11 protein-coding genes are annotated in these 12,126 nt (G+C 55.8%); 8 read left to right on the forward strand and 3 right to left on the reverse strand.

Annotated elements, in window-relative coordinates:
- Positions 1-131 precede the first annotated feature (131 nt).
- From HXY34_10865 to HXY34_10880, 4 genes are read left to right on the forward strand one after another with little or no spacing between them, the layout of a single operon-like run.
- Positions 132-413, forward strand: a complete 282-nt coding sequence (locus HXY34_10865; protein ID NWF96630.1) for a MoaD/ThiS family protein — start codon at positions 132-134, stop codon at positions 411-413.
- Entirely contained in the window at positions 414-1,784 is a 1,371-nt protein-coding gene (allB, locus tag HXY34_10870) for an allantoinase AllB (GenBank protein NWF96631.1), read from the forward strand.
- Positions 1,781-2,272 (forward strand): 4Fe-4S dicluster domain-containing protein, encoded by a 492-nt coding sequence (locus tag HXY34_10875; protein ID NWF96632.1) that lies wholly within the window; start codon positions 1,781-1,783, stop codon positions 2,270-2,272. Before allB ends, HXY34_10875 begins: the two co-directional genes overlap by 4 nt.
- The gene (locus tag HXY34_10880) at positions 2,272-4,143 is read left to right on the forward strand and encodes an aldehyde ferredoxin oxidoreductase family protein (GenBank protein ID NWF96633.1); all 1,872 of its coding nucleotides are present in this window, start codon (positions 2,272-2,274) and stop codon (positions 4,141-4,143) included. Before HXY34_10875 ends, HXY34_10880 begins: the two co-directional genes overlap by 1 nt.
- A gap of 70 nt (positions 4,144-4,213) precedes the next feature.
- On the opposite strand, the gene HXY34_10885 is transcribed toward HXY34_10880, so the two are convergent.
- The gene (locus tag HXY34_10885) at positions 4,214-4,459 is read right to left on the reverse strand and encodes an Lrp/AsnC ligand binding domain-containing protein (GenBank protein ID NWF96634.1); all 246 of its coding nucleotides are present in this window, start codon (positions 4,457-4,459) and stop codon (positions 4,214-4,216) included.
- A gap of 253 nt (positions 4,460-4,712) precedes the next feature.
- Here HXY34_10885 and HXY34_10890 point away from each other — a divergent pair, with 253 nt between their 5' ends.
- Genes HXY34_10890 through HXY34_10905 form a run of 4 tightly spaced genes read left to right on the forward strand, consistent with a single transcriptional unit; the run spans position 4,713 to position 7,571 of the window.
- Positions 4,713-5,195 (forward strand): hydrogenase iron-sulfur subunit, encoded by a 483-nt coding sequence (locus HXY34_10890; protein NWF96635.1) that lies wholly within the window; start codon positions 4,713-4,715, stop codon positions 5,193-5,195.
- Positions 5,192-6,100, forward strand: coding sequence for a F420-nonreducing hydrogenase (locus HXY34_10895; GenBank protein NWF96636.1), 909 nt, complete (start codon positions 5,192-5,194; stop codon positions 6,098-6,100). Before HXY34_10890 ends, HXY34_10895 begins: the two co-directional genes overlap by 4 nt.
- A complete protein-coding gene (locus HXY34_10900; protein ID NWF96637.1) occupies positions 6,097-7,413 on the forward strand; it encodes a Ni/Fe hydrogenase subunit alpha in 1,317 nt (438 codons plus the stop codon). The genes HXY34_10895 and HXY34_10900 overlap by 4 nt, the downstream gene beginning before the upstream one ends.
- Before the next feature lie 5 nt (positions 7,414-7,418).
- Positions 7,419-7,571 (forward strand): hypothetical protein, encoded by a 153-nt coding sequence (locus HXY34_10905; GenBank protein ID NWF96638.1) that lies wholly within the window; start codon positions 7,419-7,421, stop codon positions 7,569-7,571.
- 116 nt (positions 7,572-7,687) lie between these two features.
- On the opposite strand, the gene HXY34_10910 is transcribed toward HXY34_10905, so the two are convergent.
- Both HXY34_10910 and leuS read right to left on the reverse strand, forming a co-directional pair.
- Positions 7,688-8,884 (reverse strand): MBL fold metallo-hydrolase, encoded by a 1,197-nt coding sequence (locus tag HXY34_10910; protein NWF96639.1) that lies wholly within the window; start codon positions 8,882-8,884, stop codon positions 7,688-7,690.
- A gap of 277 nt (positions 8,885-9,161) precedes the next feature.
- Positions 9,162-12,065 (reverse strand): leucine--tRNA ligase, encoded by a 2,904-nt coding sequence (gene leuS / locus HXY34_10915; protein ID NWF96640.1) that lies wholly within the window; start codon positions 12,063-12,065, stop codon positions 9,162-9,164.
- Positions 12,066-12,126: the final 61 nt, after the last annotated feature.

Here is a 12,126-nt window from a genome sequence, read left to right on the forward strand (position 1 = left end):
TCTACATCGGACTCCGCTTCTTGAGGGCTGGGCTCATGAACACCATGTCTCTGTGGGACCAGTAGCACGACTCTCCCCTACACAACCATTAAAACGCACCAGTACGTCCTGTATTGAGCCGAGTGGTCTTCATGCCCAGAGTGACTGTCAGGTTCTTCGCAACGGTCCGGGAGGTCACAGGAGAGCGAAGCGTCGAGGTTGAAGCGAGTACGGTCAGGGAGATGCTCGCTGTCCTTGGTGACAGGTTCGGAAGAAGATTCACGGACACGGTGATGGACACAGCGACAGGGGAGATGAAGCGCTTCTACTCGTGCATGGTCAACGGAAAGAGGATAGAACTGCTGAACGGCCTCGACACCACCTTGCAGGATGGCGATGCTGTTGCAGTCTTCCCACCTGTAGGAGGTGGATGATTGACACCTGTGGACCTTGTGCTTCGGAACGGCCAGCTCGTTCTGGAGTCAGGAGTTGTGGCTGCAGGTCTGGCTGTGGAACAGGGCAAGGTCATTGCCATAGCGAAGGACAGTCACCTGCCGAGAGGTGAGAAGGTCATCGACCTGAAGGGAATGATAGTACTTCCAGGTCTCATCGATGGTCATGCACACTTTCACGACCCTGCAAGACTTGAACACGAGGACTTTGCCACTGGCTCACGTGCAGCAGCCGCTGGCGGGGTCACCACCGTGATTGAGATGCCCCTCACCAGTCAGGTGGACACATTAGCGGCTGTTGAGGACAAGATCAAACAGGGTGAGTCTATGTCAGTGATAGACTTCTCTCTGTACACGGGCATGATTCATGCTGGCAATATCGGAATGGTACGAGGCATGATTGACCGGGGAGTCGCCGCATTCAAGGCATTCACATGCCAGCCCTATCATGCCAACACGGGAGTCATCGTCAAGGCGCTCAGCGAGGTCTCGGAGCACGGAGGGCATCTGACCATACACTGCGAGTCACAGGGGGTGCTGGACGAGTTCGCCAAGGAGCACGAGGACGACTGGGACGCGCCTGTCGCCCACTCGCTGTCCAGACCGAATCTGGCGGAAGAGGTTGCAGTGAGGGAGGTATTGGGACTGGCAGAGAAGACGGGGGGTCACGTTCACATCGCTCATGTCAGTACGCGAGAGGCCCTGACAGAGATAGAGCGCGCCCGCACAAGGGGAGTGCAAGTGACTGGCGAAGTGTGCCCCCATCATCTGCTGTTCAACAGGGACGACATGAACCGGCTCGGTCCGAAGAGCAAGATGAATCCGCCGCTCAGGACAAAGGAAGACAGAGCGGCCCTCTGGTCAGGTCTATTGCGGGGGACCATCAACGCAGTTGTCAGTGACCATGCCCCTTGTCCCGAACCAGAGAAGAGTGCAGGCACCGAAGACATACGAAAGGCGTGGGCTGGCGTGGACGGCACTCAGATGATACTCAGGGTGTTGTTGTCCGAGGGCTTGAACCGGGGCAGAATGTCACTTGACGGGCTGTTGAGGGTGACCTCAAGGAATCCCGCCAAGATATTCGGTCTGTATCCACGTAAGGGGACGATAATGGTGGGGTCTGACGCCGACATTGTAGTGATCGACCCCCTGCTGGATTACAAGGTCAGCTCAGACATGATGTTCTCAAAGGCAGGTTGGACACTGTACGAGGGAATGAAGTTCAAGGGCGCTCCCGTGATGACCTTCGTGCGAGGAGAAGTGGTATATGACAGAGGGGAGATAGTAGTGCCGCCGGGGCATGGAGAGTTCATACCCATGGGTGGCGAGCATGGGCAGGTTGAGGAGAGATGACCGAGCTGAGTCATGTATTGGGCGACCCAGAGGTGTGTACCGGCTGCATGATCTGCGTGAATGTCTGCAGTATGTTCTACTTCAAGGTCATCGGCCCCGAGTGGGCAAGAGCGAGAGTCATCAGACTGGAGAACGGACTGGACTTCCCACTGTTCTGCCGCAACTGCGAGGACGCACCCTGCATGGCAGCCTGTCCAGTAGGAGCAATCACTCGCACATCAAAGGGGATACTCGTTGTAAACAACAGGAAGTGCGACTCGTGCGGTGCATGCGTCACGGCATGCCCGTATGATGCAATCCACCTGACACCTGACACACGGAAAGCAGTGAAGTGTATTCAGTGCGGCGAGTGCGTGAAACGATGTCCCGTCCATGCGATATTCCTGACCAGCGCTGCAGACCTCTCCAAGAGAGACCCTGAGGGCAGATTGATGAGGCTGCATGACAGGCACAGCGCGGAGCTCTACGATGGAGGTGAGAGACTCTGATGCACGGTGTGGGTGGGCAAGTCATCTGGGTCGACCTGACAAAGGGACAGGTAGAGAAGAGGCCACTCGAAGAAGAGATTGTGAGGGACTACCTTCTCGGGGTGGGCTATCTGTCAAGGGTGCTCACGGACGAGATAGGTGCAGAGAGAGACCCGTTCTCACCAGGGAACGTCCTCGGCATCGCCACCGGGCTGTTGACAGGGTCGATGTTCCCCCAGTCATCAAGGTTCACCATCGCAGCGCTCTCCCCTCTCACGGACATCTGGGGAGAGAGTCATGCAGCAGGCTTCTGGGGACCGGAGCTGAAGCTGGCCGGCTATGACGCGGTGTTCTTTCGAGGGGCATCAGCCAGCCCGGTCTACCTCCATATCGAGGACTCGGAAGTGAACCTGCATGATGCGGAGCAGGTCTGGGGAATGGGCGTCTTTCAGACAGACGACATCCTCCGCAAGAGGCACGGCAGAATGACAAGGGTCCTCTCCATCGGTCAGGCTGGTGAGAATCTTGTCAGGTTTGCGGCAATCATGAACGACAGAGACAGGGCCTCTGCAAGGTCGGGACTTGGTGCCGTGATGGGTGCAAAGAAGCTAAAGGCGGTGTCGGTGAGAGGACACGGAAAGATCACAGTGGCCCACCCGGAGGTCTATCTCACGGAGATGGACGAGTTCTATCGTCGAATGCTGGCCAACCCCTTTACGCCGGGCAGAGCGAAGTATGGCACGACTCACCTGATAGAACTCATGCAACACATAGGCAGACTGCCCAGTTACAACATGAGGCAGGGTGTGTTCGAGGGCTACGACAGGATCGGGGGCGATGCAATAAACGAGTGCTATCTTGTCAAGCCCCGAGCAGACTGGAGCTGCCTGCAGCGATGCGGACGGTTCACTGCAGTCAGGACGGGACCTTATGCCTATCAGGGCGGCTCACCTGAGTTCGAGTCGCAGTCCTCGCTGGGCTCCCGATGTGGAAATGCCAACTTGGAGTCGATACTCTACGCCCACCATCTGTCCAACATGTATGGACTGGACACAATATCACTCGGTGGGACAATCTCATGGGCGATGGAGGCATGGGAACAGGGGCTCATCACGTCAGAAGACACGGGGGGCATCGACCTCACATGGGGCAATCACGAGTCGATAGTCAAGCTGACAAGGATGATTGCGCTGCGAGAGGGATTTGGTGACCTGCTCGCAGAGGGGAGCGCAAGGGCTGCAGTGAGAATCGGAAGAGGCAGTGACAGGTTCGTGATGGCAGTCAAGAAGCAGGAGATGGCGGGACAGGAACCAAGAGCTCAGAAGTCGATGGGACTCGCTGCAGCGACTGCGGCGCGGGGAGCAGACCACCTGTATGGCTTTCCAGTCCTCGATGAGGTCGGCTTTGATGATGACATCCGAGAGCGCTTCGGTGAGAAGTACCTACCAGAGATGGCAGACCGACTGAACCCAAAGTACAAGGGAATCATGGTCAAAGAGTGTGAGGACTTCATGGTGATGATAGAGAGTGTTGGTCTCTGCAAGTACGGCACCCAGATACCTCCTGAGTTCTACTATGACGATGTCGCAAAGGCATTACGCCTTCACAACGGGCTCGAGGTGACTCCAGCACAGATACAGCTCATTGGAGAGAGAATCGTCAACCTGAATCGGCTCTTCAATGCGAGGCGGGGCATCACGAGGAGGGACGACTCCCTTCCGAGAAGACTGACCGATGAGCCTGCTCCGAACGGTCCGTCGGCAGGACAGACAGTGGAACTCGAACAGATGCTGGATGAGTACTATGCATGCAGAGGCTGGGACTTGGTCTCCGGACTGCCTCTCAAGAGCACTCTCGAAAGACTCGGACTATCGAAGGACGCACTGAACTAGACCAGTGCCTGGACGCACCACTCTACAATCACACGGGGGGCCATATGAACCATCTCGAAGAGGCTGCGTTCTAGTCACAAGAGGCACAGACATTCGTCACAGTGTCCTTGATCCCGTCAGTCTTGCGTAGCTTGTCTACAACGAAGCTGGAGAGGGCCTCGGGCGTGTTGAATACACCCTTGATGAGGAGGTCATAGGCGCCGTATATGAGATAGGTCTCTTGGACTTGGTCCATTTTGCGGACAGCCTCAAGGACTTCGCGTGCCTTCGCAGACTCTACCTTTGCCATGATGAAAGCCATGATCACAGTAGACATACCTCGATGACAGGATACACTTAGAGTTGCCCAAGCTTGAATAAAACTGTTCCCTTGGACAATGCTGCTCTCAGGAACCATTCTCACAGTTCACGTGACGGGCACCACATCACGCGGCCTGTAAGAGTACCAGCACCAAGAGCACATGGTGGTGTCGGCTTCAATATGCTGCTAGAGGCCACGATGACTCATGCAGAGGTTCTTGGACAAAGGGAACGTTTTAAAGAGCTGCTGAAGGAGCTTCGACTGACCGATGGAGGTCACTGTGTTGACGGCTGCGGCTCACGAAGACGGAGCAACTGGCAAGGCATCCAAGGCCAAAAAGAGAGAATTCGAGCCGAGGATCATCAGCTTCTGCTGCAATTGGTGCTCTTATGCTGGAGCCGACTTGGCCGGCACAAGCAGGATGCAGATGCCGCCCAATGTACGGATAATCCGTGTGAACTGCACGGGTCGTATCGACCCCAGCTTCATTCTTGACGCGCTCAGCCAGGGTGCAGACGGCGTGCTCATATCGGGCTGCCACCCCGGCGACTGTCACTACACAACGGGTAATATCAAGATGCGTGCAAGGTTCGCCATGCTCCGGGCGCTCGTTGAGCAAGCGGGCATTGAGCCGGAGAGGATACGTCTGCAGTGGGCGAGTGCTGCAGAGGGAGATGTCTTTGCGAGAGGAGTGACCGACATGGTAGAGACGGTGAGGAAACTGGGTCCGAACCGGAGGACTGGACAATGACAAAACGTGTTGCCTTTGCGCAGCTGTCCTCTTGCTGGGGATGCGACCAGTCGCTTGTAGACCTTCACTTCAGTCTCCTAGAGGTGTTGCCTCAGCTGGAGATACTCTATTGGCCAGCTGTAGTGGACTTCAAGCTCAAAGACCTAGAGGGTCTACCGGACAAGTCTGTTCATGTCGGCTTTGTAGAGGGAAGCTGCCGAACCGAGAACGACCTGCACCTGCTGAAGGTCATGAGAGAGAAGAGCAAACTGCTGGTCGCATGGGGATCCTGTTCGTGCTTTGGTGGAGTGCAGGGGCTTGGTAACCAGTGGACGTTGAGCCAGCTCACTGATACCAAGTTCTTCAAGCCGGAGACAGTAGTCAATCCGCGATTGCCTACGGAGAACGTCCCAGCGTTCCTTGACAAGGTCGCGCCAAATCCCCAGCATGTGCCCTTTGACATCATACTCCCCGGGTGTCCGCCATCCAGCAAGAACACATTTGACGCAGTGACTGCCCTGCTCACAGGTGCGCCTTTTGACCTCCCACAGAAGACCGTGTGCGACCAGTGTACTCGCACACGAGAGGAGAAGAGAATCAAGAAGTTCCGCAGGACTCACGAGGGCAAGATAGACCCGAAGAAGTGCATTCTTGACCAAGGCTACCTCTGCCTCGGTTTCGCCACCATCGGGTTCTGTGGCGCACAGTGTCCCGCAGCTAACGCTCCATGTAAGGGATGCTTTGGACCCCCGCCCGGTGTGAAGGACCACGGTGCAAAGATAATCTCGGCGTTGGGCGGAATTGTGGAGATGGAACCGGAAGAGCTCAGGGCTGCATTCCCAGACCCGATTGGTTCCTTTTACTTCGTTGACTACGCAGCATCATACCTGTCAAGGATAACCTCGAAGGAGGACTCGAAGAAATGACCGACGGGGAAAGGACCATCAAGATAGAGCCGGTCACAAGACTGGAGGGCCACGGCGACCTGACAATCAGACTGACGAAGACCGGCAAGGTCAAGGATGTCCAGTTCAACGTGACAAGCACACGGTTCTTCGAGAAGTTCCTTGAGGGACGGTTTGCAGAAGAGGCCCCAATCCTCGCACCCAGGATATGTGGTATATGTCCGGTCCCACACCATCTGGCTTCCGTCAAGGCCGTCGAAGCTGCATGGGACGTCACACCCCCTCCGGCGGCAGTCAAGGTGAGAAGACTCCACATCAACGCGAAGCAGTTGTCTTCTCACGGGCTACATTTCTTTGCCCTTGCGGCTCCGGACTTTCTTGCAGGTCCGTTTGGAGACCCTGCCAAGAGAAACGTGGCGGAGATAATCAAAGCTCTGCCGGACGTTGGAAAGCTCGCGCTGCACGTCATGCAGTTCGGTCAAGACCTCTCAGGGTCAGTGGGAGGTAGGCCAGTTCATCCAGTCACTTCAGTACCTGGTGGACTGCTCAGCCCATTCTCAGAGGAGAAGCGAGATGCGTTCCTGAAGCAGCTTGACTCACTCAAGGAGTGGACCACTGCAACTGTGGAACTGGCCAAGAAGGTGATTGAAGACTACTGGGACCCTATCACAAAACTCGCGGTTGTACCAACATACTATCTCGGAACTCACAAGAGCGGAAACCTCGAGATCTACGACGGCCAGATTCGTGTGATGGACCCCGAGGGCAAGATAGTCGCTGACTTCAAGCCAAAGGACTATAGAAAGCACCTGGGAGAGCATATCCCCGACCACTCCTACGCCACACACACCTTCTACCTTCCAGCGGGATATCCGGAGGGGGTCTGGAGGGCCAACACACTGGCAAGATGCAATATCGCCGACCGGATGGCCACACCTCTTGCTCAGGAGGCACTTGAGGAGATGCGTGCGAAACTCGGCAGGCCGATACATGCCACCTTCGCTTACCACTGGGCAAGAGTCATAGAGATGGTCCAGGCCGTAGAGGAGATCGAAATGCTCCTCAAAGACCCAGACATAGTGAGCACCGATGTCAAGCTCTCGGATGTGCAACCGAAAAAGGGCAATGGTGTGGGTTGTGTGGAGGCACCGCGAGGCACGCTCATTCATCACTACTGGACTGACGAGAAAGGAGTCATCACAGCCGCTAACCTTATAGTCGCGACTAACAACAACATAGCAGGAATCGAGAAGAGCCTCCTCGAAGCGGCAAAGCAGATCTTCGAGAAGCGAGCTCACGAGTCACTTAAACTGCCAGAACCAAAAATCAGGTGAATACTGTGGAAGAGAAAACACCCGAAGCCGTTCTTAACCTCTTGGAGATGGTTGTCCGCTGCTATGACTGCTGTCTGTCATGTAGTGCGTTCATGGTGGTGGTTGATGAGGACGATAAGGTCATTGCCAAGAGGGACTTCGTCCTTGGAGCGGCTTGAGCCAACTACAGCAACCAACCAGACCGCACTGCGTCTAGGCTCCCCCATCAGGGGGAGTCAGTCATACTGAGAATGCGACCGCAGCGGACACGAGAACGTACATACCTATCCGTCGTCTAGTTCTTGACCTTCTCTGCGAAATCCCTTCCAAATGCCTTTGCGGCCTTGAGTTCATCCCCTGTCGGGACCCACTTCACAGTGAAGGGTTCCATGACCACCTGCATCTTACCGCGCTCCATGGCCTCCTGTATCTTCTTCGCTGCTCCGCCAGCCCAACCGAACGACCCGAAGGCGGCTCCCTTCTTGCCCTCAGGCTTGAGGACCTCAATGTCAGAGAGTATCGGAGCAACGGTGGGCAGGATGTCGTTATGCAGTGTGGAGCTACCCACGAGGACACCCTTGGCTTCGAGAAGCTCTGCCATGATGTCACTCCTGTCACTATGTGGAATGAGCATGAGCAACGGAGTGAGACCTGCCTCGCGTATTCCCTCGGCCATGGCCCGCGCGAGCTTGGTAGTACTCTGCCACATGGTGTCCCAAGTTATCACGACTTTGTCAGTGGTCCTCTCACCCTTCGCCCACTCCAAGTATCTGGTGACTATCTGCAGCGGGTCCTTCCTCCAGATGAGACCGTGGGACGGTGCAATCATCTTGATTGGCAGACCCAACTTGACTACCTCCTCGATCTTCCTCTGCACCATCCTGCTGAGGGGCCATAGAATGTTGGCGTAGTACTTGGCTGCTTCTCGCCACAGCACGTATTGATCCACCTCGTCAGCAAACCGCTCCTGAGTAGCATAGTGCTGACCGAAGGCATCATTCGGCATGAGTATCTGGTCCTCTACCATGTAGGTGAACATACTCTCTGGCCAGTGGAGCATGGGGGCCTCGTAGAACCTCAGAGTCCTCCCGCCGAGGTCCAGCTCATCCCCTGTCTTGACCGTCTGTATCTTCCAGCCATCGGCGTAGTGCTTCTTCAGCGGGTCCACTGCCCTTGCTGTGCATACAAGGGTCGCATTCGGCACCCGTCTGAGGACCTCTGGCACAGCACCGGAGTGATCCATCTCCGCATGGTTCGACACCATGTAGTCAATCTTCTCAGGGGCCACTATGTTGGAGATGCGACTGAACATGTCATCCGCAAAGGGCCCGTAGACAGCATCGACAAGGACGGTCTTCTTCTCGCCCCTGATGAGGTACGCATTGTAGGTCGTTCCATGGTGCACAGTGTATGAATAGCCATGAAAGTTCCGCACGTCATAATCAATGGCACCAACCCAGAACACGTTCCTTGCAATCTCAACAGGCATCATGTGAATCACTTCGAGTTGACTATGGTTAAGCACCTAATAAAGCCTCCGGACGAGTGCAGAAGACTCTCTGATGTCCACACAGATGGTGCAGATTGGAAGTGCGAGTCGAGTGGTCATTCGACTCCTTCTGACAGATGCGTAGCACAGGTTTGCTGGTGCAGGGAACAGAGTCGAGGCAAGTGTCAACACCGGACATGGGATGGTGAACGAGATTCGTCATACCATGTCTCTGCTGGAGACGACTGAGAGGGCCATTATCCGCCTCAGTGCCGAGTCGCTACTCCAGATAGATCGATACTCGTCCGGGCAGCGCGAACCTCGCCTTGCTCTGAGGGTCGTAGTCGGCGTGTTCGGCCGAATGGACGACCACCTTGATGCCAAGCTCTGTAGACATGTAGCCAGCTGACTGTTCTAGCGTAGTCTTCTCAGACTTGGCGCTGTCCGAGTGGTTCCACAGGCCATTCTCCTTGGCAATGCGGTCGACAAGCATCTTGATCTCCTTGCCGTAGGCCCGATAAGCGTCCTGACTCATCAGGTGCTTCATCAAGTTGCCCACTATCAGTGGCATGTCTGCCGTTCTGATGCTCTCCATCGCATCGAACATCCACTGAGGTGCCACATACAGATGTGCAGTAGAGATCGGTCTGCCCCTCAAGAGACCAACAATCTCCCTGACGTCGTGGATGGTCGCTTCCACTACCTGCTGCGCCGCCTCTGCCTTCGAGTCAATCAGCTTCTTGTCGCCCATCGGCCAAGGTGCCACAGACACGTAACCTTCGCGTCTCATCTTTGACCACAGCTCCTCTGAGATGTGCGGCGTGATTGGGGCCATCAGGCGGACCCAGATGTCGGAGATGTAGGCCATTGTGCCCTCACGCTCCTCCTTGGGGACCTCCTGTCGCCTCAGGTACTGGTTGACTACCCGCGTCATCTCTGAGATGGCGGAGATTGCGTAGTCGCGTATGCGGAGAGCATCTAGGAACTCGGTGCACTCTCTGGCCAGAGAGTTCACGCGCGACACAACCCACAGTGTGGCAGCAGTGGGATGGTCCTTCCGAGTATAGACCCGTGGGGTCTTGGCCGAGTATCTGCGGACCGTTTCCACGAACTGGTTGAGCCGTGTTCGGACTGCAGGCACGTCACTCTCGCGCCAGTCCATCACGCTGCCTGATTCCGCCGCAGAGACCACGTAGGTCCGGTAGACATCCGCGCCGTACTTCTTGGGAATCTCGACCAGCGGGATGACACGTCCCTTGCTCTTGCTCATCTTGCTGCCTTCCATTATCAGGTGCTCGTTGAGACTGATGCACTTCAACCAGTGTCTCTTGGGGAATATGGCGACATGATGGAATATTGCAAAGCTGAGGTGGTTGGATATGTGAGAGGGAGCAGTGTGGCGCTGGTCATTGGGATACCAGTAGAGGAACTCCTCGTGCATCTCTTTCAACAGGGTCGCATCGATACCGGTCTCTGCGGACACCTTCTCCGGAGTGCTCTTCCCGAGAAAGACATAGTCGAAGAAGCTCAGAGTGAGCTGCTCCGGCTTCAGACGGTTCGCAGTTATCCTGTGGGCGATTGTGTAGTACGCCATGTAGATTGTGGAGTCGGATAGGGACTCGATTATCCACTCCGAGTCGAAGGGCAGTCGCGTACCAATTCCTCGCTTTCTGGCACAAGGCCTCTGACCCAACCAGTCAAATGTCGCCTCGAACAGGTTCCTGAAGGTCTCAGGGACAATCGCCATGTTGTTCAGAGCAGTCCATGCCTGCTCCTTCCAGCCGGGACTCGTGTAGTCCAAGAACCACTGTCCAGCAAACACACCCACTTCCACATCTGTACCGCACTTGCATATCACCGGTCTCAGGTCAGGCTCATAGAAGACATCACAACGACTGTTGGAGCGCATCCATGCCACGACCTCTTCCTTCACATCCTTTATGGCACGACCTGAGAACTGACCGCAGTTGTCCTTCATCACGCCCTCGTAGAACTCCGCCTTGTAAATCTCCTGAGTGGCTTCTTCTAGCGCAACAGACTCCTTCTGACTCTTGATTCCTCGCTTCTCCACAGCGTCCTTTGCAGGGAACTCGCCATAGCCCTTGATATCAATCATGCTGATGATCTGAATCGACCTGACGGACTCTGCGGTGATACCGAACCTCTCAAGTCCGGAGGGGTCATTCCACAGGTCTCTCAGGGCAATGTAGTCGAATGGAGCATGACCGGGTACCGAGTAGACGACACCCGTCGCATTGTTCGGGTCGACAAAGTCCGCAGGAAGAATGGGCATCTCATGCTCATTATGAACAGCCCGGAAGCTCTTGCCCACTATCTTTGAGCCGGGGAACGTCTCCAGTACTTCTACGTCCTTGGCCTGCAGCTTCATCTTCCTCACTGCCGCTTCTGAGACAACCCACTTCTCGTCGCCCACTCGCACCCATGCATACGTGGCTACAGGATTAATCCATATGTTCGTCACACCGAAGATGGTCTCAGGACGCAGAGTGGCTGGCACAATGAAGCCGTCCTCAAAGCCGAACTTGATGGCTGTGAACTCCTTGATCTTTGCATCGGCGCCCTCCAGCAGGTCGTCTTCGCCCACAGGGTTGCCGCACTTGGGGCAGTACAGCAGCGGGTAGTTGCCCCGAGTTATGTAGCCCTTCTCCATGAACTTATGGTACTGCCACTCAATGAACTTGTTGTAGGTCTTGTCCCCGGTGGTGAACCTACGCCGCCAGTCGATGCTGTAGCCCAGTGCGTTGAAGTCGGCGGCGATGGCTTCCGCGAAGAACTTGGCCACAACCCACGGGTCGGTGAACTTCGCCAGCTGGGCCTCCACAGCATCCTCAGTGGGCAGATAGACCCGGAGGTCACGCTTGTACTGCTCGATTGCGACTCTGTCGCCCGCCTTGACACGCTCAACCATTCCTAGGATTGGGGTACCGGTCATGTGAGAGGCCATGGGAAACAGCACATTGAAGCCACGCATCCTCTTGTACCGGGCAACCACATCACCAATCGTGTACGTCCGCCCATGACCAATGTGCAGCGCGCCGTTCGTGTACGGGTATGGTACGGTCAGGTAGAACTTCGGTCTCTTCGGGTCCGGGTCGGCCTCAAAGACCCGGTCCTTCTTCCAACGCTTCTGCCACTTGGACTCAATCTCGGCGAATTCACTCATCACTGAGAACCTCCACAGCATGAGCGACCGGCGAGCAGGGAAACATGCGCTCTATAAAGCA

This window comes from Candidatus Thorarchaeota archaeon (assembly GCA_013388835.1).
Taxonomy (GTDB): domain Archaea; phylum Asgardarchaeota; class Thorarchaeia; order Thorarchaeales; family Thorarchaeaceae; genus JACAEL01.